23 protein-coding genes are annotated in these 23,099 nt (G+C 37.7%); 9 read left to right on the top strand and 14 right to left on the bottom strand.

The annotated features are described in order from the left end of the window. Window positions 1-185 precede the first annotated feature (185 nt). On the top strand, window positions 186-395 hold the full coding sequence (locus tag I6F54_RS15035; RefSeq protein ID WP_197142140.1) for a hypothetical protein: 210 nt from the start codon (window positions 186-188) through the stop codon (window positions 393-395). Here I6F54_RS15035 and I6F54_RS15030 read toward each other — a convergent pair. Together I6F54_RS15030 and I6F54_RS15025 are read right to left on the bottom strand one after the other, a co-directional pair. Then, entirely contained in the window at window positions 392-997 is a 606-nt protein-coding gene (locus I6F54_RS15030; RefSeq protein ID WP_197142138.1) for an alpha/beta fold hydrolase, read from the bottom strand. The genes I6F54_RS15035 and I6F54_RS15030 overlap by 4 nt on opposite strands. A gap of 184 nt (window positions 998-1,181) precedes the next feature. After that, on the bottom strand, window positions 1,182-1,718 hold the full coding sequence (locus I6F54_RS15025) for a YaeQ family protein (protein ID WP_165729128.1): 537 nt from the start codon (window positions 1,716-1,718) through the stop codon (window positions 1,182-1,184). A gap of 311 nt (window positions 1,719-2,029) precedes the next feature. Between I6F54_RS15025 and I6F54_RS15020 the strand changes: the two genes are divergently transcribed. Beyond that, window positions 2,030-3,217, top strand: a complete 1,188-nt coding sequence (locus I6F54_RS15020; RefSeq protein ID WP_197142136.1) for a tyrosine-type recombinase/integrase — start codon at window positions 2,030-2,032, stop codon at window positions 3,215-3,217. Between the two features lie 6 nt (window positions 3,218-3,223). Here I6F54_RS15020 and I6F54_RS15015 read toward each other — a convergent pair whose 3' ends face one another. Both I6F54_RS15015 and I6F54_RS15010 read right to left on the bottom strand, forming a co-directional pair. Continuing rightward, window positions 3,224-3,481 carry a hypothetical protein gene (locus tag I6F54_RS15015; protein WP_197142134.1) on the bottom strand — a complete coding sequence of 86 codons (258 nt, stop codon included), beginning with the start codon at window positions 3,479-3,481 and terminating at the stop codon, window positions 3,224-3,226. Window positions 3,482-3,667: 186 nt separating this feature from the next. Next, window positions 3,668-4,138 carry a hypothetical protein gene (locus I6F54_RS15010; RefSeq protein ID WP_197142132.1) on the bottom strand — a complete coding sequence of 157 codons (471 nt, stop codon included), beginning with the start codon at window positions 4,136-4,138 and terminating at the stop codon, window positions 3,668-3,670. Between the two features lie 365 nt (window positions 4,139-4,503). Here I6F54_RS15010 and I6F54_RS15005 point away from each other — a divergent pair, with 365 nt between their 5' ends. Continuing rightward, window positions 4,504-5,160 (top strand): inovirus Gp2 family protein, encoded by a 657-nt coding sequence (locus tag I6F54_RS15005; RefSeq protein WP_197142130.1) that lies wholly within the window; start codon window positions 4,504-4,506, stop codon window positions 5,158-5,160. Window positions 5,161-5,350: 190 nt separating this feature from the next. On the opposite strand, the gene I6F54_RS15000 is transcribed toward I6F54_RS15005, so the two are convergent. The 4 genes from I6F54_RS15000 to radC are packed head-to-tail and all read right to left on the bottom strand — an operon-like array spanning window position 5,351 to window position 7,121. Further along, window positions 5,351-5,590: a hypothetical protein gene (locus I6F54_RS15000; RefSeq protein ID WP_197142128.1), complete on the bottom strand. Its 240-nt coding sequence runs from the start codon at window positions 5,588-5,590 to the stop codon at window positions 5,351-5,353. 53 nt (window positions 5,591-5,643) lie between these two features. Further along, the gene (locus tag I6F54_RS14995; RefSeq protein WP_197142126.1) at window positions 5,644-6,204 is read right to left on the bottom strand and encodes a tyrosine-type recombinase/integrase; all 561 of its coding nucleotides are present in this window, start codon (window positions 6,202-6,204) and stop codon (window positions 5,644-5,646) included. An 11-nt stretch (window positions 6,205-6,215) separates the two neighbouring features. Beyond that, complete coding sequence (locus tag I6F54_RS14990) at window positions 6,216-6,635, bottom strand: DUF2787 family protein (protein ID WP_197142123.1); 420 nt, start codon at window positions 6,633-6,635, stop codon at window positions 6,216-6,218. A 12-nt stretch (window positions 6,636-6,647) separates the two neighbouring features. Next, window positions 6,648-7,121 (bottom strand): RadC family protein, encoded by a 474-nt coding sequence (gene radC, locus I6F54_RS14985; RefSeq protein WP_197142121.1) that lies wholly within the window; start codon window positions 7,119-7,121, stop codon window positions 6,648-6,650. Window positions 7,122-7,246: 125 nt separating this feature from the next. On the opposite strand from radC, the gene I6F54_RS14980 reads away from it, so the two are divergent. From I6F54_RS14980 to I6F54_RS14965, 4 genes are all read left to right on the top strand, one after another. Next, complete coding sequence (locus tag I6F54_RS14980) at window positions 7,247-7,429, top strand: AlpA family transcriptional regulator (RefSeq protein WP_197142119.1); 183 nt, start codon at window positions 7,247-7,249, stop codon at window positions 7,427-7,429. Between the two features lie 330 nt (window positions 7,430-7,759). Next, window positions 7,760-8,977 carry a DNA (cytosine-5-)-methyltransferase gene (dcm, locus tag I6F54_RS14975; RefSeq protein ID WP_197142117.1) on the top strand — a complete coding sequence of 406 codons (1,218 nt, stop codon included), beginning with the start codon at window positions 7,760-7,762 and terminating at the stop codon, window positions 8,975-8,977. Then, window positions 8,974-10,956, top strand: coding sequence for an McrB family protein (locus I6F54_RS14970; RefSeq protein WP_197142115.1), 1,983 nt, complete (start codon window positions 8,974-8,976; stop codon window positions 10,954-10,956). Before dcm ends, I6F54_RS14970 begins: the two co-directional genes overlap by 4 nt. A gap of 24 nt (window positions 10,957-10,980) precedes the next feature. Continuing rightward, window positions 10,981-13,416, top strand: coding sequence for a restriction endonuclease-like protein (locus I6F54_RS14965; RefSeq protein ID WP_197142113.1), 2,436 nt, complete (start codon window positions 10,981-10,983; stop codon window positions 13,414-13,416). Here I6F54_RS14965 and I6F54_RS14960 read toward each other — a convergent pair. The 3 genes from I6F54_RS14960 to I6F54_RS14950 all read right to left on the bottom strand — a co-directional run bounded on the left by I6F54_RS14960 (window position 13,395) and on the right by I6F54_RS14950 (window position 15,359). After that, window positions 13,395-13,757 carry a hypothetical protein gene (locus I6F54_RS14960; RefSeq protein ID WP_197142110.1) on the bottom strand — a complete coding sequence of 121 codons (363 nt, stop codon included), beginning with the start codon at window positions 13,755-13,757 and terminating at the stop codon, window positions 13,395-13,397. The genes I6F54_RS14965 and I6F54_RS14960 overlap by 22 nt on opposite strands. Before the next feature lie 65 nt (window positions 13,758-13,822). Continuing rightward, window positions 13,823-14,305 carry a PIN domain-containing protein gene (locus tag I6F54_RS14955; RefSeq protein WP_008127170.1) on the bottom strand — a complete coding sequence of 161 codons (483 nt, stop codon included), beginning with the start codon at window positions 14,303-14,305 and terminating at the stop codon, window positions 13,823-13,825. Then, window positions 14,286-15,359 carry a helix-turn-helix domain-containing protein gene (locus I6F54_RS14950; RefSeq protein WP_197142108.1) on the bottom strand — a complete coding sequence of 358 codons (1,074 nt, stop codon included), beginning with the start codon at window positions 15,357-15,359 and terminating at the stop codon, window positions 14,286-14,288. The genes I6F54_RS14955 and I6F54_RS14950 overlap by 20 nt, the downstream gene beginning before the upstream one ends. 254 nt (window positions 15,360-15,613) lie before the next feature. Here I6F54_RS14950 and ylqF point away from each other — a divergent pair, with 254 nt between their 5' ends. Beyond that, window positions 15,614-16,567 carry a ribosome biogenesis GTPase YlqF gene (ylqF, locus tag I6F54_RS14945; protein ID WP_197142106.1) on the top strand — a complete coding sequence of 318 codons (954 nt, stop codon included), beginning with the start codon at window positions 15,614-15,616 and terminating at the stop codon, window positions 16,565-16,567. Between the two features lie 657 nt (window positions 16,568-17,224). On the opposite strand, the gene I6F54_RS20365 is transcribed toward ylqF, so the two are convergent. The 3 genes from I6F54_RS20365 to I6F54_RS20355 all read right to left on the bottom strand — a co-directional run bounded on the left by I6F54_RS20365 (window position 17,225) and on the right by I6F54_RS20355 (window position 20,194). Beyond that, entirely contained in the window at window positions 17,225-18,685 is a 1,461-nt protein-coding gene (locus I6F54_RS20365; protein ID WP_231617043.1) for a hypothetical protein, read from the bottom strand. A gap of 68 nt (window positions 18,686-18,753) precedes the next feature. Continuing rightward, window positions 18,754-19,242, bottom strand: coding sequence for a transglutaminase-like domain-containing protein (locus I6F54_RS20360; protein ID WP_231617042.1), 489 nt, complete (start codon window positions 19,240-19,242; stop codon window positions 18,754-18,756). Between the two features lie 31 nt (window positions 19,243-19,273). Continuing rightward, window positions 19,274-20,194 carry a DUF3857 domain-containing protein gene (locus I6F54_RS20355; RefSeq protein ID WP_231617041.1) on the bottom strand — a complete coding sequence of 307 codons (921 nt, stop codon included), beginning with the start codon at window positions 20,192-20,194 and terminating at the stop codon, window positions 19,274-19,276. A 573-nt stretch (window positions 20,195-20,767) separates the two neighbouring features. On the opposite strand from I6F54_RS20355, the gene fusA reads away from it, so the two are divergent. Continuing rightward, window positions 20,768-22,852: an elongation factor G gene (fusA, locus tag I6F54_RS14935; RefSeq protein ID WP_197142104.1), complete on the top strand. Its 2,085-nt coding sequence runs from the start codon at window positions 20,768-20,770 to the stop codon at window positions 22,850-22,852. Window positions 22,853-23,099: the final 247 nt, after the last annotated feature.

The raw sequence follows: 23,099 nt of genomic DNA, 5'->3' as shown, positions 1-23,099 counted from the left end.
AAATGGGTCTGATTAATAAAAATACCACCCCTTAAAAGTAAATAAATCCTAAATAAGTATAAATTATGATCTAAAACAAACTTTATACAAGGCGATAATCTAGCTGTTTTTTTATTGATGCAGGTCAAAAATCACCCACCCTAACAGCGCATAATAATGTTATCGAAATAATTAGGAGAGATAACATGCATGCAAAAACAGCAAAACAAAATAAAGCAGAGTTAATAGTGGTAGGGATTGCAGTCATCGCATTTATACTTGGGTTAGTAGCCCACTTAGCAGGTGCGAGCTTTGCGAATTCGAATTTTTTTGGCTACATTGCAGCACCCATTCCGCTTATATTGGGAGTAGTATTTTTAATTAGCTATAAAATAGCAGCCAATGCAGAGGACTAATCGCCCTCACTTAGGCATTTTAAAATGTAGTCGAGCACTTGGCGCGAGTAAATCATACTGGTATGGCTTAAGTGAAATACTTTATGTTCTGCCATACCTTTAAGTTTGGTTTCATCGAGTAGTACAGTGCCATCTGATTGACTACCCTTAACTATTAAAGGCATAAGCCCAATAGGTAAATCGCCCGCAATACTGTAAAGCTTAGCTTTAAAAGGCCAGTTACCATTTTTAGTTAATAAAAATTCCACGCTATTTTTTAAAAATGATTCAAACCCTTTTTGCTTCATTTTTTGCGCAATATGGCTGCCTTTATGTGGCGTACCTAGGGTAATAACTTTAGTTACATGTTGGCTAGCAGGGGAGTTCGCTTCTAAATAAGCGCGAGCGATAAGTCCGCCCATAGAGTGGCATACTAATGCGGCAGGTTCGTTAGAAATACACTCATCAATTTGAGCAAAAATAGTATCTCGATTAGGGTCAAGTGTATTATAGGTAATGTTTAATACCGTCATCCCCGACTCTTTAAGGCGCGAACAAAGTGGGCGCATAACAAAGCCAGACATATACAAGCCATGTAAAACAATAACGTGTTTAACTTTCATATGCTCCCTGATACCAATTTTATTAAAAACATGATCATTCTAGCGTATTAAATAACCCGCTACCTGCGTTAAAAATTATTTATATAGAACAACTATATGTCATAATTTTCGCCTTGCTATCGACTTATTTCCTTGTCGCTATAATAGATAACTAATTTAATGCAATTGGTATAATCTATCTTAGTTACATTAATTGCTGTGGTTTTATTTCAATATTGGTTGTATCGGTATTTACCCATACTTCACCATCTTGAATGGTAATGGCGAGCTTAATTCCACGATCAACCAAAGCAGCAAGTGCTTGTGTTGCTGCATAATCAAGGCTAAAAATACTTAGATTTTTAAATTCATACAATTTAGGTTGGTGTTTTTGCCACCAAATTGCTTGATTGTTTTCACCGTAAGTATATAGCACCACTTTTTTAGATTTATTACAGGCTTTTTTAAGGCGTTTTTCATCTGGTAAGCCAAGCTCAACCCACAGCTCTATCTCTTCACTATAGCTTACATGCCAAAGTTCAGGCTCATCATCAGCGCTTAATCCTTTAGTAAATTCTAAACCATCACAGCTATTTAGCGCAAAAGCGAGTAAGCGAATCATCAACCGTTGATCTGTTTCTGAAGGGTGTTGAGCCAAGGTTAAATTAAAATCTTGATAAACGTGGCGGTCCATATCGCTAAGCGATAACTGCACTTTCATAATGGTGGATTTAAGAGCCATAACAACTAATCTGAAAAAATTTGCGTCAGTATAGCGCAATTAAATGAATTGCCAGTTAAAATAGCGGTTAATTATACGTTAGGAGTTAAAAATGGCTATCCAGTGGTTCCCTGGGCGCTTGTATTAACTTCCACTCTCATACGTACAAAGTGTTTTGTTTAATTAAAATCAGTGGCTTATCGTTATTTTGTTCCGTCACGTTCCGCATGATGATAGCTAAATCCGAACCAGACAGTACCCCACTCAGTACCCCCGACTATAAAAATACTATATACTCACTTTATTAACTGAATATATAGGTTCTGCGAGTTATGCGTTTAACTGATCGCAAGATAAAATCAATTGTAGCCACAGGTAAAGAACAAACCTTTTCAGATGGTAACTGTCTAGTATTACGTGTTAGAGCGAATGGCACTAAATCTTGGCGATTTAAATATACAGTTAATAAAAAAGTCACCAAGCTTTCCTTAGGTGCATACCCTGCTGTGACTCTTGCTGAAGCCCGAAGTGTGGCAGTAAACTATTTGCAGCTTTTAGCTAAAGGCATTGACCCTAAAGAATACGAAAGTACTAAAAAGGTTGAAGCGGGTAGAAAACTAGCTAATACATTTTTAGCCGCCGCCGAGCTTTGGTTTGAACGTAAGCAGACTACTGTGACGGCTCATCATGCCGCTAGAGAGTGGCGAACGCTTGAGATGTATATTTTCCCCAAGTTGAAAGACTCGCCTTTAGAAAGCATTACAGCGATTGATACCATTGAAATTCTAAGGCCACTTGAGACTGACGGTAAACACTCTACAATCAAGCGTATTTGCCAAAGCTTAAATCAAATCATGGATTACTCGGTAAATCATGGTTTTATCAATGCCAATCCACTAGCAAAAATCATAAAAGTATTTACTAAAAATACAGTTGAGCATATGGCTACAATAAAGCCTGAAGAGCTACCTGATTTTTTAACGGCTGTGAATAACTCTCAAACCATTCAGGACAAAACCAAGCTTTTAATTTTGTGGCAGTTGCACACAATGACTCGTTCAAAAGAAGCTGCAGGCACTAAGTGGGCCGATATTAATATTGAAGAGGCTGTATGGGTGATCCCGGCTGAAGAAATGAAACGCAGAAGAGCCCACAGAGTACCTTTAACGCCAGCTACTTTGGCAATACTTGAGCAAATGAAGCCGTTAAGCGGTCATCATGAGTATGTATTCCCGAGTGAGCGTAATGAAAATAGCCATGCAAGCACCTATACGGTCAATGCAGCCATTAAACGCAGCTTAGGCTACAAAGATAAGTTGGTGGCACATGGCTTGCGCTCTGTTGCTTCTACAGCTCTTCATGAGGAAGGTTACGATAGCCTTTTGGTAGAAGCCTGTTTAGCCCACGCTGATGAGAATGAAACCCGAGCGGCATATAACCGCTCGGATTATTTAGAGCAACGCAGGCCAATAATGACCTGGTGGAGTGAGTTTATTGAGCAAGCACCTAAAGACAACTAAGTTATTCTAGCTGTCTTTTAGCCGATGTTCTTTCTCAATTAATTGCTCAACCAGCTGACTTAGAGTTACTTTTCTAGTTTTGGCTAACTCGTCTAATTTTAACTTAATGTCTTCGTGCAGTACTAAGCTGCATGCTTTTTTACCTTGTCGACTGTCACGATGCTTTTTTTGTTGCCATGCTCTATTAAAATCGATAGTAAAAAGTCTTTTAGTTTCAGTTGTTGCTTTCCAGGTGTCATATGCAGCATATATAGCAAAATACATTTCCTCAGTACTCGTAGTCGAAAGTAGAGAAGCTATAGGCTTGGAATTATCCCCATCAATTTTATTAATGTAATCCCAAGCCCAACGACACTGTTCTTCATTGTCTTTCTCTAACCAAGAAAAAGGTTTACGGCTACTAAATAACTGGTTCCAAATACTTTTATGGTGAGCTATTAAATCTAATTTTCATTTTTTAGGTTGCCTGACTCGATCGAAGTATTTTATAACTTCATTAAACCTTTCTATTGAGTTTGAAGGGTTGCTTTTTAACCCTAGCTGAGAGTAAAGAGGAGCGTTTTGGGGTTGTTGTACTAGTGATGTGATAGTTGGATGATTCGGAGTAGAGTTATATTTATCTAAATAGATAGAAGCCCAGAAAAAGTAACATGCACGCTCATCATCTTGAAGCCAACTAAGTTCACCTAAAAACAATAGAGCTTGCTTAGCTTCAGTTATTAAAGATTGAACCATTTGTTCTTTTTCTTTTGGGTCTACCCCTCTTGATGCAATAACTTGATTAATAACTCTTGCACCTTCTGCTGGAGTATCAAAGCTCGCAGGAAGTTGCACGTTTTGGAGTTGAAGTATCCTGAAGCAAGACTCAATGAAACGGTTATCGTTTCCTTCCACTTGGCTCACACCATTAATTTTTATCATAACCACACCAGCATTACTAAGTAGTATTTAAAGTAGTGTTTAGTGTAGTTTATAGAGAGGTTAAATAGTAGCTTATAAGTTGGTTTAAAGTGGTTTTTGTGTAGTTTAAATTACTTATATATCCTGATTTATATGGTTTGTAGAGCATTTTAACTTCAGAGCAGTTATAAATTCGCTAAACAATGCGTGAGTAGTCCTTCAATGAAACTAGTCGTCACAAACTGAGGTGGGTTTGTTTGTGTAAATTTCGGTTTGGTAATATTTATTAGAGTTACTAGTAACGGAGTAATTATCACAACAAATACAAATTAAAAAACTACTGCTCAGACACCTGATATGAACTAATACTTATCAGGATAAAGAGAATGAATAATCCAACACAGTACATGCAAACAACTAACCCTACTTACAAGCAATTTAAAACTCTAGCTAGAGATAATCAGCCTTTAGCTATTCCCTACTTAGAAGCTATTGAAAAGGTAATGAATGCTGCATGCAGTGAGCACAAAAGAACGTTTGCAGTAAGAATTGATTTAAGGCTACCTGCTTACTCAAATACAATTGATTTAGATAGCAATAAAGTTATTACACGATTTATTGCTTCTCTCGAAGCTCAGATTAAAGCTGATACAAAACGTAAAGTCCGTGAGAGTAAAACGCCACATCCATGCAATATTAGGTATATTTGGGCTAGGGAGCAGAACACTGCTCACCACCAACATTATCATTGTGTGCTGTTATTCAATAAGGATCGGTATCACTGTACGGGTAAAATAAATGCAGAGAGTGACAATCTCTTTACGCGAATAGTTAAAGCATGGTCGAGTGCGTTGAGCTTACCGTTGGGTGAAACGATGCAATTAGTTCATTTGCCTCAAAATGCACACTATTACCTTGACGCTAATAACCCTAATTTCACTCAAGACTTCCATGCTCTTTATTATCGAGTAAGTTACTTCGCTAAGCTTAATACGAAACAATATGGTTTAGGTCAGCGGTGTTTTGGTTATAGTCAGAGGTAATATTCTAATTAAGACCTGTGCTTCTCATAACTTGTTCTAACGCACTTTTGAGACCTTCAACTAGCCAAATAAGCTTAAAGCCTTAGTATATAAGGGATGGCAAGTTCCCAAAATACCATTATGAGAACCTAAAAAATAAACGGTGTTATTACACCTTAAAAGAGTGCTCTATATGAGCACTCGTATTTAACTAATCAAACAAACTAGCAATGCCAGCAACTATCCCACCAGCTACCGCCAAAGGGATTGTAACAGGCGCAGAGGCAACGCCTGCACCAATTGCTATTGCACCAGATGTAAGCGCTCCAGCGGCTGCACCGGAGCCTATAGCCACAGCTGTTCTGCTTACGCTAGCATCATTACTGCCAGTTATCTGTTTAGATAGCTCATTACCAATCAAGCCGCACGAAACAGCTTTATCTAAAGACATAATACCTTCCTTTTAGTTAAGTAAAACAAGCGCCAGAATGACGCTGCCAAGGGTTATAGCTCTAGTTCTTCAAAGTCTTTGTCTATTTCCTCCTGTGTTATGCCTATATAACGAAGTGTTGTTGCTTCGGAGCTATGGCGAAGCATTTTCATTACTCGGGCGATGTCATGGGTTTTCTGATACAAGTGATAACCGCGTGTTTTACGCATTGAGTGAGTACCTAAATGAATGTTTAGTTCTTCACCAACTAGCGCAAATGCTTTTGTAACCGCTCTACGAGATAGCGGTTTAGGCTTTGAGTTAATTGCTTGTTGATTTCGGTATGATTGAAATAAGTAGATGTGGTGTGGATGAGTAAGTTTAATTTCGCTGATTAAAGTAAGCGCCTTATCATTTAGCTTTATTTCAGCTAATTTCGAGGTCTTTGACTCGTAAATAATCAACCTATCGTTATTTATGTCAGTAAATTTCACTGCAAGTAAGTCAGATATTCTAAGCGCGAGATTTAAGCCAATGTTCCATATTTGGCTCATTTGCCTTGAGCAACGCTTTTCTAGTAAATAGCTAACGAGCCTTACTGTATCAAGATCTTTAACTGCTTGTACTTCAGCCATAAAACCTCCAGTTATTCAGCAGTAACAGTTACCTGATAACAGCCTGTGTTGTAGTATTCAACAAAGTTTGAAATGAACAAGGTTAACAACTCTTTACCTTCCCTAGCATTCAACCAACCAGCTAAAAAGTGATAAACCTGCTTAATGCTAAAGCACACATCAATTTCTTTTATCAGTTCAGGGGTATGACGGCCCTGATACGAAAAGTCAGTAATATAAATAAGCTGCCAGCTGGTGGCCTGCTTTTCTAACCTAACTTCTACTGGGTGAAAGCCCCCAGCTTCAGGGCTGTAATCAGGATCACTAAAGTTAAGCGTAACCACCTTAGCTACTCCTACAAAATCACCCCCATTAGCAACTGCGCTTACAATCACGCCAATAAAAGAGTCAGGCACTTTTAAGCCTGCTACTTGCTCTATTTGTAACGCCATATCTAATACCTTTTAAATTAATCCATGTTCAGCAAATGAATACGTGCTCTCGCCAATGATGATGTGATCAAGCACTGATACATCAATTAGGTTAAGTGCCTGTTGAAGTTTGGTAGTAATAAGCTTGTCTGCTTGAGATGGGGTAGTGACGCCAGAAGGGTGGTTGTGAGCCAAGATAACGGACGCAGCATTAAGATCTAGCACTTCTTTAACGACTTCTCTAGGGTAAACACTAGCTGAGTTAATAGTGCCTCTAAATAGCTCTTTAAACTCCAGTATGCGGTTCTGGCTATCTAAAAACAGTATTGCAAATACTTCATGTTCATGTATCGCGAGTTTATGTTTTAAGTACTCTTCGCAATCATTAGGGCTGTTTAGCACACCATCACGAAACTGCTTTTTAGCGATGATGTAGGCAGCTGCTTCTAGTATCTGAGCATCATTTACGGGGTGTTGAAATTCGTATAACGACTGTTGTTCTTGCATTGAAAATTCCTCTTAAGTGGTTCATGCAAGTTAATAATGTATATGTGTAAGTTTCTTGTTTGAAGAGCATAAAAAAATACTGACCCCGGAAAGGTTATGAACTAATAACCAACCGGAGAAATTCCATGCGTTTAATCAAATTAAAAGAAGTTATTCAAAAAACATCACTTGGCCACTCAAGTATTTACAAGTTTATTGCAGAGGGTACTTTTCCAAGGCAAGTATCGTTAGGTGCTAAGTCGGTAGCTTGGTTAGAGTCTGAAGTTGATGATTGGATAATGGAAAGAGTTGGGGAGCGTGAGAATTAATATCTTATTTTTAGCACTTAAATTGAGGGCAAATTAAATTTAATCAAAGAGAGGTTGATTGTGTAATCTTTTGTTGGGATAACTGAGTCAATTCTTGCCTAATTACTGGTAGTTGGTAATATGAAACAACAATGTATAAGTGTCCAACACAGCTAAAATCTAACAATATGATAGATAGCGAAACCTCCTAAGTTTGATATATTGGGCCGGTTCGAAATGCACGTTGTAGATGTCGAAGTATAGAAACATGCATTTGGGTGATGCTTCATAGTTAAGTTATTTATGAAAGCATGAACTAACCATCAAATTTTAGTAGTAAAGTAATAATTAATGAAAACGAATTTAGAATTACTTCAAATAGCAGAAGAGTTAATTTTACCTCTAGTTATCCCCCACGTTCCTGAAGGAACTGAGGCTCAAGCAGTAATTGAGCAATGGATTCATGCAGTCGCGACAGATAGTCAATTTTATTCCAACCCAGAGGTAGCTAGCGCTGAGGATGTAAAAAAACAGGTTGTATTGTTACTTCAAAAAAGCAGTGTTCTTGTAGATCAAAAAAGTTTCTTCAATCTGGTTTTTGAAAACGTGAAGTTAAAGCCTTCTAATCAGGCTTCATTTAAATTCATTGATTTATTTGCAGGTATTGGAGGTGTCAGACTTGGGTTTCAAGCTGCTGGAGGGCAGTGTGTATTTTCTTCGGAGTATGATAAGTCAGCTCAAAAAACGTATAAACTAAACCATGGTGAAATGCCATTTGGTGATATAACTGATATTCCAGAGATATCAATACCTGAACATGATGTCTTACTTGCTGGCTTCCCGTGTCAGCCGTTTTCACACGCAGGGGTTTCTGCTCGTACAGCTGTTGGGAAGAAACATGGGTTTTTATGTGATGTACAAGGGACATTATTTTTTGACGTATTAAGAGTTATAGAGAGCAAACGTCCAAAAGTTGTTTTCTTGGAAAATGTCAGAAATCTTGAAAGGCATGACGAAGGTCGCACATTTAAAACTATAAAAGACAGTATTGAAAATAGCGGTTACCACTTTTCATATAAAATTATTGACTCTAGCTCTTTAGTGCCTCAAAGGCGCGTTAGATGCTATATGGTTGGTATTCGAAAAGATATAGGAAAGCCTTTTGAGTTTCCAGAGTTTATTGGGGAATCACTACCACTCAAGTCTATACTTGAAGAAAACGTTGATGAAATCTATACCATTTCAGATAAGCTATGGCAGGGCCATATTAATAGGACTAAAAGAAATATAGAGCGTGGCACTGGTTTTACAGCGCATACAGCTGATTTAAACAAGCCTTCTAATACAATTGTTGCTCGGTATGGTAAAGATGGGAAAGAATGTTTAATCCCACAGAAAAATAAAAACCCTAGGATGCTTACGTTGAGAGAGTGCGCTAGGCTTCAGGGCTTTCCTGAGGAATTTGAAGCGTCTCAATATCGAACTCCAGCATATAAGCAGTTTGGAAACTCAGTTGTAGTTCCAGTTATCGAAAAATTAGCGAAGAAGATCAAAACGGATGTGCTATGAAATTTCAAAATTATTGTAATGAGATCGGTGATGAGCAAAAAATAATAGCTGAAGAGTCATTACTATTTACTTATACAAACACTAAGAATGAAGCATTTAGTATTTCGCCTGAAAATATAAAGTTATTTTTAACTTTTATATTGAGCAACTTCGATAGAGTTCATGATGCTTGGGAGCTAGTGCCCACACGTAAAGATGAAATAAATAAGTACGAAGAAAAGTCATATAGACAAATATATAAATCAGCTGATTCGGAAGAGCTCAAAACTATTTCTTCAGCAGGTCGTAGTCAAACGAAGGCTTTAACAAAGTTAATTTCAAAATTAGTTTCTTATCTTACAGCTAGTGAATATGTGACACCTGAAGTAAATACTTTTTTCACACCAGATTATATTTCTAAAGCTTTAAGAAATTGGGACAACTTATACTCAAAAGGTACTTTAGTAAATAGGCAAAATGTTCATAATACTAGAATTAAATTTTACAATTGGATGATAAGGAAAAACTTATCTGAGCGCACTGCAAAATCATATTCAGGCCTAGGAATTAGCTATACAGATAAATACATCGAGTCTATTGGATTTAAGCAGTCTTCACTGTATTTATGTTCAGAAAGTGAGATTTTAGAGGCTATTGATTTGCTTAAAAATAATGCTGAATGGCTGGCTTCAGATAAATCGGGTAATTCAATGTATAGTTCTGCATGCCGTAAATTTGCAGAATTTCTGAAAGAGCAGAATAATGTAAGCGTACTACCTAAGCCTTTTCTGCTTTTAGCTGGTATATCAGGAACAGGTAAAACTCGCTTTGTCAGAGAGCAGGCGAAGCTAACAGGCTCCTTAGCTGAGACTTACTGCTTAACATCTGTGCGACCTGACTGGCATGAGCCTAGTGATTTGCTGGGGTATGTGTCTCGTTTAAGTGGGAGTGCTGAGTTTGTAGTAACGGATGTACTTAAATTTATTGCTAAAGCATGGCGGGAAATACTTGATAAAGGTATTTCATTATCAGTAAATGAAAAGCTTTTATGCCTTCAAGGTAGCGTATCAGATATTGATGCAATAAAACCATATTGGCTTTGCTTAGACGAAATGAATTTAGCGCCTGTTGAACAGTACTTTGCGGATTACTTATCAGTCATTGAAACAAGGTGTTGGGCTTGGGATGAAGATGATTTTCAATACTCGTGTGACCCACTATTAAAAGCTACTACAATTCAATCAATCGATAATATTGAAAAGCTACGTGAGGAACTGGGGTTTGCGGATGCGAATTATGATGATGCGTGGCAACATATTTGTGAATATGGTTTAAGTATTCCGTTTAACTTGATAGTTGCTGGCACAGTAAATATGGATGAAACTACCCATGGATTTTCTCGTAAAGTAATAGACCGAGCGCTAAGTTTTGATTTTGGCGACTTTTTTCCTAACGATTTCGATAACTTTTTCGCACCTACAACCACCAATAAGGCATTGAGTTACCCTATTTACTCTGATGCACGGACTAGTACCGATAAACTCCCTAAAATCGATATAGATGGTCGTAAAAGCATCGCATTTATTAATGCAATAAATAACGTATTGGCACATACCCCATTTAAGCTTGCATACAGAGCACTTAACGAGCTGCTATTAGCAGTTATAAGTAGTGAGCCAATAAAAGATATTGACTTAAAAGCGGTATGGGATGACTTTTTAATGTGTAAGGTTTTACCTCGTATTGAAGGTGATACAGAGAAGCTTGCCGCAGTTGGAACTGTCGATATATCGATATTGAAGCAATTGGAAAAAATTCTTGAAAGTGAATTTGGTAGCTTTTGGAATGAATTGCCTGGCTCAAATACAGCAAGACCTGATTTGTACCGTGAAAATGCAAATAGCGATAAACTAATTCATATTGCTTGCCGGAGCAAAGAAAAAATAAACTGGATGGAAGATAGGTTAACAACATTTGGTTTTACAAGTTTTTGGCCTTAATTAAACTGTATGGAGTGCTAAGGAATGCAAGAGCTTTTATATCTGCAATCATCACAGTTTGAATTATCTATCTGGACGAACGATATTTTTAAACGAAAACAGGTTTACCAAGCCACGTTTGGTAAACGCAATATCGCTTGTTCAGGTCTTGAAACCCTCGCTCAAGAATCGACTTACTCCATAAAGCTCTCTCCCCCTATAGATATAGATGCGTTAGTAGTAGATAAAAAAGAATATGAAGCGACTAATCAGGCTAATAGCTTAGGTATTGCCGAGCCTATTTTTTTTGAAAATACACAATATCAATTTGAATGGGAGTTTAACTCTGAAGTTGAAAGTGCTTATTTATCCCACCGTAGCCAAAACATTAATGATAGCTTTCGCTTTAAAAGAGCGAGCTTAACTTCTTCAGCTCGATTAACCGGTACATTAAATACGGGAAATGATGTTGGTTGGATGCGCTTACCGCTTGAGTTTATTGCAGGTGGAAAGGTATTTAAAAGTAATATTTCCTTTGAAGTACTGCCAACAAAAATGGATATGCATAGCGACTTACCTGCTATGTATAAAATGATTGATAAAGAGTTCCCACTATGGCGCTTTAGCTTACTTGAAAAAACAGAACAGAATGCTTCTAAGGGCCAGCAAAGGGGACACTTTCCTTTGTTGTGGCTTGCTAATTTTAATAACTTACGCAAACGGTTTGAAGATGGCCTTAAGGTTATTACTCAGGCTCCGCACAGTCGCTTGCAGTCATATGTTTCATATTCAAAAGCGGATAGGTTGAAAGGACGTTTACCTCAACGTTTAAGTGAAAAGGTTAAAGAAGATATAAAAAGTAAGCAGTTCGCTAAGCGGTATAAAGTTGAAAAAAGGCAGCTTAGTGTAAATACACCTGAAAACCGTTTTATAAAAATGGTGGTTACAAATAGTAAAAAGTGTATTGCCAAATTTGAAAATAAGCTAAGAGAAGCAAATAAAGTACCGGATAAGCAACGCCTTTCAAGTAGCTTTTTAAATGAATTACAAGAGTGGCAAAAACCTTTACAAAAAACACTAAATCAGACCTTTTTTAAAGAGGTGAGCACGTATACAGGGCTTAACAGCGAATCTTTAGTTTTGCAGCAAAAAACGGGCTATAGTGCTGTGTATCGTGTGTGGCAAGAATTAAAATACTATTTGGATGTGTTTGAAAAACAATCAAACGTATCTATGAAGTCTGTCGCTGAAATATACGAAGTCTGGTGCTTTTTAGAGATTCGGAATATTTTAATAAATGAACTGCGCTTTGAAGATAAAACAAAAAAGCTAAATAATTTACAGTTAAACGATTTTTTAGAGTATCAATTAAAAGACGGTTTTGCAGGTGCGTTTGAATTTGAGCGTGAGGATGGTCTAAAAGCCAGATTAGCGCACGAGCCAAGGTTTACTAAAAAGGGTAAGCCTATTAAGTCATATTTAGTTAGTCAAGAACCAGATATTGTACTTGAAGTAACGTTACCCAAGCCCAACTCTAAGCGATTCATTTGGATATTTGATGCCAAGTACCGCATTAAAATGAAGCAAGGGCGCTATGATGAAGACAATATTAAGGAAACAGACTTTGTGCCTGATGATGCTATAAATCAAATGCACCGCTACAGGGATGCGTTAATTCATATAAACAAAGAAAGCCAATCAGAAAGCATAAGCAAGAGCAGACCTATATTTGGCGCATTTGCTTTATATCCAGGTTACTTTAAACAAGAAGCTAATAACTCACAAAGTAACCCTTATGATGAAGCTATTCGTGAAATAGGTATAGGTGCATTTGCATTATTGCCAAGTGCTGGTGGGAAGAGTGGTAGTTATTGGCTTGCTGAGTTTTTACGTAAACAGTTGGGTGATGGGAATAATAGCTATGTCAAAAACTCTCAGGAGATGGAAGAGAGTTTATATGTTCAAGAAGCAGCCCGAATTCCATATGCAGGTATGAAGCAGATGCTATATCCTGATTTGGTTTTTACAGCCGCTTTAGGTGGGTTGGCAGGGCGAGATAAAAGTTATTTTGAGCGCTTCAAAAATGGCTCAGCATCTTGGTATCACACCCCATTAGCTACTTTCAATTCAGCCACAAAAAAATCAAAACTCAATGTGTTAAAAGAAATTAGGTATTTAGCTATTGCCTCTACGAGTGCTATTAACTCTCGAACTAAATCTATAAAAAAAGTATGGCCTGTAATTGGTTGTCAAATAGTAGCGCGAAGTAGTTTAACTATTGAGCAAGCAGGTAAGTTGGAGTCTAGTGACAAAGAGTTTGTTTTGTTTAAACTTGGAAAACCACTCACTCTTAACTCACCAGTTGAGTCTGTACCACACACGCCAATAGAGAAGACCATGAAGCTTACTACGTTGTCTAACCTTGAAAAGGTATCTGTATTTAAAGAGGTTGAGAAAGTTTATTCCCAAACGTTAAACTGATTTTGGTTGCTTTGGTTTTGACTTAGCAGGCTGTCTAAAAAGAGCTTTAAACCAGCATAATTTTCACACTCAAAAGTGATTGCCCCATCGCCAGCATAGATCTCTGGCTCTTCATTAGTTCCTTCATTGATTGCTTCAACTATTACATATCTAGGCGTCTCTTCTTCTCTTTGCTCTATGTCAGCATAATCTACCCATAGTAGATAATACTGTTCGCCTACTTTTAAGTAGAAGCTAGGGCATTGATCATTGTGCCAGCTTTTATCTATTAGATAAGGGTGATCTTTTAAGTCAAAGCCGAGGTCAAAGTTTTGACCAAATTCTTGTTTATAAAGTGACATATTGTTTCCTTCTTAAAAACTAATTTAGCCAGTGCTACACGCACTGGCTCTATGCCGTACTTACGTTATAAGGCGTTTAAATGCTCTATAGCCACCTTCCAAGGAAGTCTTCGACCTGATAGCTTCATTTTTTCATAGGCTTTTAATGCAGTTTCTTTCGTTACTATTTGTTGCCTAACAAGCTGCGTTATTAATGAAATAGTGCCTTGGACAACAATGCCTTCTTTTTCAGCGGCTTTTCTTAAAGCCATATCGCCAGTTACAAGAGGGCAGTTTTTTTGCTTAGCTAAACACAAAGCAAAGATATCGTTACGGCTGGCATTTAAATACAGCGGAATTAACTCCATTGCATGCATCATTGAATCAGGTGATAGCTCTTCTAAAGTTAAGCCCATAGCAGGTAAATGTGCGTGTTCTTCCTCAAGTTCTTCAACGAATAAGATATCAGGTATGGCGAATTGGTAAGGTAGCTGAAAAAGTTGGGTTAGTAGCTCACCTTCTTCCATATCTATTAATATATTGGCATCACTAATTAGTAGCTGCTGCATTAAGCACCTCTAACTTTCGTTCTTTGTGAAAGCTTGAAAGTGATACCCCTAATAGTTCTGCTGCTTTAGATATACCAATGTAGTCTTCACTTAGCGCACGGTATACTAGCTGCTTATAGAGGTAGGTAACTTCATGTGGATAAGGTTCGCCAGGTTCCTGAGTGCGCCATCCTTGCTTGCCAAACCAAATGAACATATTCTTTTGGGTTTGATATGAAATTACACCAGACTGTGAAGCACGGAACAAAGAGGCAAGCATGCTTATGCCATACTCATGTTTAAGCATGTATAGCTCTTGTGCTTCTAATTGAGTTCGGCTTTTACCTAAGTGTTGTATTAAGCTAGTGCTTGGTAATAAAAAAGCCCCTGCGAAGTGATTACATGCCTTTTCTTCATCTAGCTCTTCAGACAGTCGGCTGTGCAATACTAAGTGACCCAATTCATGAGCGAGTGTAAACCGTTGACGATCACCACTTTGTGCCGTAGAGATAACAACAACAGGTAGTCCATTAATGTTACCCGCGAGACCATCAAACTTTTTACTAGTTTCTACATCAGTGCAAATTATCATTACACCTTTCGATTCCAGCGTATCAATCATGTCATGAATAGGATTTAAGCCTAAACCCCATTCATTGCGCATTGTGGTGGCTACACCTTCTAGTTGCTCATATGAATCAATCACATCAGGTAATGTACTTGGTAGTGAAAATGGGGTGATAGGTTTAATAGAATCTGGATAAAAGTTTAAAAGCTCTTGCCAGCGCTCAGCCTGATCTAACACATCACCATTGATACGATCTAAAATCTTCTGTGGCGTGCTTGCACGCTTACGATATTCCACACCTTCTAACTTTACTTTTATAGGACGGAAAAAGTATTCAGTGCGCACTTCAAGTGCGCTTGCAAGCTTTAATAAATTAGAAGAAGACGGCATAGCAGTACCATGCTCATATTTTTTTATAGCATTAGCAGATATACCAACTGCGGTAGCTAGCGCTTGCATTGATAGGCCTGAGGCTTTTCGGGCACGAGTAAATCGTTCAGCAAACATGTATATATACCCCGTGGTTTATAAAATTAAGTTATTTGTCGTAAATATAAACCATGGGTGTATTTTTGTCTATGAACATAAATTACACTTATATAGTTGCGATATACTACTGGTTTTATTTATACGAGAAGTTTAAAGGGATTATGTAGTAAACTACTCACTATTAGTTGAGGTGATAAATCGAAATTATTCACCCAGTACCCCACACAGTACCCCATGGTGTTATGGGTTGAAATAAAAGGTTTGCATATCAAATGAGTAGAGCAGGAATACAGTGGTTCCCTGGGCATATGAATAAAGCCCGCAATGAAATTAAAGAAATAATGCCACAAATGGATGTGATCATTGAAGTGCTTGATGCGCGCATTCCCTACAGTAGTGAAAACCCGATGGTGGCAACCTTGCGTGAAGGTAAGCCGGTCATCAAAATTTTGAACAAAGCTGATTTAGCTGATCCTAAAATGACTCAAATCTGGAAAGATTATTTTGAGCAAGAAAATGGTGTTAAAGCGATTTCTTTTGGACATGATAAAGCAGCTGAAGTAAGTCGTATAAATGAGCTTTGTAAAAAGTTAGTGCCGCATAAAGTGGGTGCCGATAAGCAAATTAAAGCCATGATAATGGGTATTCCTAACGTGGGTAAATCTACGTTAATTAATGTACTGGCTGGACGTATAGTTGCAAAAACAGGTAATGAACCTGCGGTAACCAAAGCACAACAACGCATTAAGCTTGAAGACGGTATTATGCTTTACGATACGCCAGGTATGTTGTGGCCAAAAGTAGAGAATGAAAACTCAGGTTATCGCTTAGGCGCTACCGGTGCCATTCGTGATACGGCGCTTGAGTATGAAGAAGTAGCAAGTTACACCGCTGAGTACTTATTGCGTGCATACCCTGAGCTTTTAAAAGCGCGTTATAAAATAGACGAATTACCAGAAAGTGATTGGGAATTTGTTGAAATGGCGGGTAAAAAACGCGGCTGTATTCGTGGTGGTAACCAAATAGACACGTATAAAATGTCTGAAATACTAATCAACGAATTACGCGACGGTATTATTGGCCGTATTACGATGGAAACTCCGCAAATGCGTGAGGAAGAAGAAGTAATGGTTGCTGGTTTACGTGCCGCTGCAGAAGCTAAAAAACAAGCTAAAGAAGAAGAAAAGCTTCAACGCCGAGCGCGAGCTCGTAAAAACCGTCGTTAATATTTAACCTGAGTTCAGGTTATTTAATTAAAGTGATTTAGTTTTACTAAATTACAGACATAAAAAAAGCCCGTAAGGGCTTTTTTAGTTTCATATCTACCGTCACCGATATGAGCAATGTAGCAAGTAAAATAGTAGGGCGGTTACTCATCATCAACATCAAGGGGCGTTGCGGTTCATAACAAGTAACCATAGCTGTTTACGTGCGCCACACGTTGTTTCAGGGTCGAGAAACAAATCAATTCATTCCTTAACAAGTGGTATGCAATCCGTCTTGTTGATATTGATTATCAGTTAGATCTAACTGTCTGTCAACACCTAAATGCAAATAGTTCTTATTATTGTGGTGCTTGTTTTTTATTCATATATAAATCGGCTAGTTAGCACTGCCATTTCATAAAAATGCTTATCTTGGTTAAGCAATTAAGAATAGATTTTTAATACTTATTAAATAATTTGATATGAATTTTTATTATAAAAGTATTGACCTTTCAAAGTTAAAATAAATTCAAGCTAGGAATGATTTTATCGCCTTCCAAGACAGCGACTGCTTTGATATAAAATCAAATAGTCTCTTGTAAAGTCTTAGCCCCCAAAGATCAACAGCCTTTAATTAGTAGCTAAAAATATTCGTACTTAATTGGATATTTTAAGCCACTAACGCACTTTATTTACTGTTATACGTAAATTAATCTGCTCCACTAGTACTTTATCCTGCTTGTTTAGACGCCCTACAATGAGCAAGAAATCACTACCGTCAGTTTTTATTACTTTAATGCTTGTGTTATCAAGTTTGGTTTTACCATAGGTGGTTTCTATTTTTTCTATGTCTTTAAAGTGACTAAGATCCGATTCAAGCCTGCCGTCATCGTTTTTGTAGTAACTAAAAATATAGTTCTCGGTTATTCCGTTACCGTCTTCTCGGTAATCAAATACTGCATCGCTATAAAAATAAAGTATTTCTTCGTTTTCAGGTGTTAGGCGATTACGTTTTAAAAAGTGTACTTGGTAAGACCATAAACTATCGCCTTTTATAATTGCGGCATTGGGTAAAATATTTACTTCTTGAAGTACGCCTAAAAATAATAGAGGTGCAAACGCAAGCGAGATTAAATACTGTCTAATTCGCCAGTACGAGTTGTAATGTAGGGCTTCTTTACTTGTATCGGTTTGTTCAATGTAGCTAACTAGAGGCAACCATAAAAATGGCATTATACAAATCACTATGGTTGCGTATTCGTCCATTCGATAAGCAAAGGCGCTGGCGAGTACCATTAGCCAGAGTGTTAAGGCAGTCCAGTTAGGCATTACTCTATTTTTGTTTAACTGTTGTTGGCTGTGCTCTGCAAGTGCGAGATACAAAGGGTAATACCATAAAAACGCAAATATACCTCGAGCAATAGGCATAATACTTGAGTTGTCGCGTTCTTTAATGGCTTTAAAGTTACGATAACTCCAATAATTAACAAATATGCCTAAACTTAAAATACTGTAAATAATAAACTTACTTACAGATACTGCATAAAATGGACTGTCTTCAAATTTTACTTTTTTTGCTGACTCTAATCGCCAATCGGCGAAAAAGAATATGAGTACTAAAATATAGCCAGCCAACACATATTTAAGCCAACTATAACCAAAGCTATCTAGCACATCAGCTGTTGTTAGAGGTGTTTCGGTCGTTTCCGCGTATTTTAGAATAGGGTAATGGGTTGCTGATATTAACTTTTTACGCTGTGCTAAATAATCATCTATTTGAGCGGCTTTAATATGATCTTGTTTTGCGTAATAGTCATAACTCAGTGTTAAAACGTTATCATTAAATTCAGTAGTTGTTTTTAGGTTGAAGTAGTCGTTATCAATTTCTTGTTGATCGCTATCAAATCCCCAACCTTTTTCTGCAAAATGTAGTTTTATTGTGGTGTTAATTATATTGGGGTAGCCAAAGTAGAGTGGGTCGGTGCGATTTACCTGCTTTGGTTCGTAAACGCTATTTTGTATTTCATTGGCATAAAAATTAGCTTCGTAGCCTTCGTCTGTTTTTTCCCAAAATTCACTAATTAAATACGATTCTTTGGTTATTAGTTTACCCGTTTGTTCTTGTTCACTAATAGTCATTGCTTCATTGATTGATAGACCATTTAAAAAGCCTTGGTAATACTCGAAGTAAGATTTAGCAACGCTATTTAGACCACTGCTATATTGCTTCTTCGGTTAATAGCTTCAAATTCAGCATAAGTGTACTGGGTTTCAAAACGTGATGGCTCAGATACTTTTTCAGCAATAAAAAAGTTATCTTCTACAGATACATTTGTATGTACAGGTTTTTGCGCCATTGAAGTTAAAGTGGTTTCACCTTTATCAATAATTAGGGCATAGCCATAATCAGGCTGTGCTAAATATTCGAGAGTACCTCGTTGGTAGCTAACCGTAGGATCGAGCCAGTAGCGTTTTCCGTTTTGTTTAAGCGTAACAATTACGTGATTAAATACACTTGCAGAAGGTGGAAGTTCTTTTAAGCGTTTGATTTCCTCTGTATCAACTAGCGCAGGGAAGGCTTCTATATCCATCGCTTTTAATAAAGAAATAAGTAGTACTGTTTTATCTTTGCAATCACCGTATCGCAGCGATAGCGTTTGTGAGGCGGACGTTGGCTGATGTGAATTAGTGCCCATTTCAAGCCCTAAATAACGAACTTCGTCTTGGCTAAAGCGCAGCGGTAATTCTATCGGGTTTTTTGAGGTACTTTGTTTTTATGTTGTCGGCTACAGCCGTAATGCTGTTTGGGGTTTCTATAGCTGATTGATAAAGTGGATATGCCCAGTTAACTACCTGACCCCAATCGTCAAACTCAGAAAAGTAAACTTGTGTATATGGGTCGTACCAAGTGGGTGTTTGGGAGTTTTGTTCTAATAAAGGTTCTTCAAACAAAGCAATAGAATAGTCGTTACCGTATTTATTTTGTGTTTTTTGAACATCCGCTTTACCGTTTACTGTATTTATATTAAGTGCAGTTTGTTTACCCCAAAGTACGCGCATATTTTGCTGTACTACAGGCACCGACCAGTTAAGCATACGCCTTGTACTAAATTTATTAGCATATATAGGGTTGCTACCTGTCACTGTGTAGCTGTAATCGAGTATGTCGCCGCTGCGCATATCATCAATAATAATATTAAGTGACAAACTCCCATTATAAATACGATCCGCTAATTCAGATTCACCTTGTATAACCGTCATTCTCGCGCTACTAAGCTTATTAATGCGCTTATCATTTCTGATAATAGTTAAGCTGTTTAGTGTTAGCGATTCATAGCTTGGATCAAAATCTAGATTAAGCTGGCTTATATAGTCAACGCCACTTTGATTTTGCGCCTGCATGACTAAACGCGTATAGCGTTGTTGTTTTTGGTTATTAGGTACGTAGGATTGGTTGTCGAGTAGTAAGTACAGCGTGCCGTCGCGTACTTTTGTCATGTCTGTTTGTTCAGGCTGTTTTATTTCATGGGATTTTACCCAATCAGCGGGTGGTGTTATTTCATATTGCTGGGCAATAACATTACCGCATAAAATTAATAGATTAAAAGTAAGCAGCCAATAAGTAATACGAGATAAATTCCGTTTCATTGTAAGTTCTTATAATTGTTGTTTTATGCATATGCACTGAGGATAAAATGTACCAAATTTAGGCGTTTTCAACAATGAAATGTTAATAGTTGTTTACATTAAAATGCATAAGATATTGATTTTATTGGATACAGCTCGTGTCGTGCCAGTTTTTTTAATGTTAAATGCGTACATAAAAAATATACGATACTGTTATGAAATGCGTTACTACGACATTCGCCGTCCACAAAGCCCGCAATTTAGTCGGTGTTAATCAATCTATAATACGCCGATACCTAGCGTATTTACTTGAGTTAGACAAGTTAACTGCTGATCAAAGTTATGGTTGTATTACTCGCACTGAGCGCGGTTACAAAATAATGAAGTAACTTTATACCGACTAAGTTAAGTATTAAAAATTAATAATTTCAGTTCGTTATGTGATATTTGTCATCTTAAATGCTCTGTAGATTCTGACGATAAAAAAAATATGTTGAATTGATTGCATTTTAAGCGGCTTGCATGGTGATGTTCGCTTTAAGTGATGTTATACTCCTGCGGAATAATTTATCGACTTTATTAAGAGCAAAATTAATGGCAGATTTATCGAAGTACAGAAACATTGGTATTTTCGCGCACGTTGATGCGGGTAAGACCACGACTACTGAGCGTATCCTAAAGCTTACTGGTCAAATCCATAAAACTGGTGAGGTTCATGATGGTGAATCTACTACTGACTTCATGGAACAAGAAGCTGAGCGCGGTATTACTATTCAGTCTGCGGCTGTAAGCTGTTTCTGGAAAGATCACCGTTTTAACGTTATCGATACTCCTGGACACGTTGACTTCACAGTTGAAGTTTACCGTTCACTTAAAGTACTAGATGGCGGCATCGGTGTGTTCTGTGGTTCTGGTGGTGTTGAACCACAATCAGAAACTAACTGGCGTTATGCTAATGATTCAGAAGTTGCACGTATTATCTTCGTAAATAAATTAGACCGTATGGGTGCTGATTTTTACCGTGTAACTGAGCAAGTACGTAAAGTACTTGGCGCAACTCCACTAATCATGACTTTACCAATTGGTATTGAAGATGAGTTTGTTGGTGTTGTAGATGTATTAACTAAAAAAGCATACGTTTGGGATGACACTGGTCTTCCTGAAAACTACGAAATCACAGATGTTCCTGCAGACATGGTAGATAAAACTGACGAGTATTATGAAATGCTTGTTGAAACTGCCCTAGAGCAAGACGATGCACTACTTGAAGCTTACATGGAAGGTGAAGCACCTTCTTTAGAAGACATCAAGCGTTGTATCCGTAAAGGTACTCGTGACCTTGCTTTCTTCCCTACATACTGTGGTTCTGCGTTTAAGAACAAAGGTATGCAGCTTATTCTTGACGCTGTTGTTGATTACTTACCATCTCCTACAGAAGTTGATCCTCAACCTCTTATGGATGAAGAAGGTAACGAAAATGGCGAGTTCGCAGTAGTATCTACTGACGAACCTTTCAAAGCGCTTGCATTCAAAATAATGGATGACCGTTTTGGTGCATTAACATTCGTACGTATTTATTCAGGTAAACTAAACAAGGGTGACACTATCCTTAACTCGTTTACTGGTAAAACTGAGCGTGTTGGCCGTATGGTTGAGATGCAAGCAGATGACCGTAACGAATTAACTAGCGCACAAGCTGGTGACATCATTGCTATCGTAGGCATGAAAAACGTGCAAACTGGTCACACATTATGTGATCCTAAGCACCCAGTAACACTTGAGCCAATGGTATTCCCAACTCCAGTAATCTCGATTGCTGTACAGCCTAAAGATAAAGGCGGTAATGAGAAAATGGGTGTTGCTATCGGTAAAATGGTTGCAGAAGATCCATCTTTCCAAGTTGAGACTGATGAAGATTCAGGCGAGACTATCCTTAAAGGTATGGGTGAGCTTCACTTAGATATCAAAGTAGATATTCTTAAGCGTACTTACGGCGTAGACCTTATTGTTGGTCAACCACAAGTTGCTTACCGTGAAACTATCACTAAAGAAATTGAAGATAGCTACACGCATAAGAAACAATCTGGTGGTTCTGGTCAGTTCGGTAAAATTGATTACCGCATCAAGCCAGGCGAAGTTGCTTCAGGTTTCACGTTTAAATCATCAGTTGTTGGTGGTAACGTACCTAAAGAATTCTGGCCTGCAGTTGAGAAAGGCTTCAAGTCAATGATGGGTACTGGTGTTCTAGCTGGCTTCCCTGTACTTGACGTTGAAATTGAACTTTTCGACGGTGGTTTCCATGCCGTGGATTCATCTGCAATCGCGTTCGAAATCGCTGCTAAAGGCGCTTTCCGTCAATCGATCCCTAAAGCGGGCGCACAACTTCTTGAGCCAATCATGAATGTTGACGTGTTCACTCCAGAAGATCACGTTGGTGACGTAATCGGTGACCTTAACCGTCGTCGTGGTATGATGAAAGACCAAGAAGCTGGTTTAACAGGCAGCCGTATTAAAGCTGACGTACCGTTATCAGAAATGTTCGGTTACATCGGTACACTACGTACAATGACATCTGGTCGTGGTCAGTTCTCTATGGAGTTCTCACACTACGCTGCATGTCCGCAAAACGTTGCTGATACAGTAATCGCTGCAGAAAAAGAGAAAAAAGCTGCTAAGTAATTAGCTCTTTAACTCTTTAAAAAAACCCGCACATGTTGCGGGTTTTTTATTGCCTATAATTTGGTTTTATTTTTTTAGTTGTTTATAACTACTTTTTATTATTAATTAGTCCTATGTTACTAATTAATAAAAAGGTACTAGAAAGCAATTTATTTACCTCAATTACTTAATTGTTTGGTTTATAAGAGGTTAATTGTAAAGTAAATGTAACTGTATGAATTTTAAGAACTTCTATTGATGCATCTAT

Source organism: Pseudoalteromonas sp. SWXJZ10B (assembly GCF_015864475.1).
Classification (GTDB): Bacteria; Pseudomonadota; Gammaproteobacteria; order Enterobacterales; family Alteromonadaceae; genus Pseudoalteromonas; species Pseudoalteromonas arctica.
The sequence above is the reverse complement of the archived record's forward strand: the minus strand, read 5'-3'. Positions and strand labels throughout refer to the sequence as shown.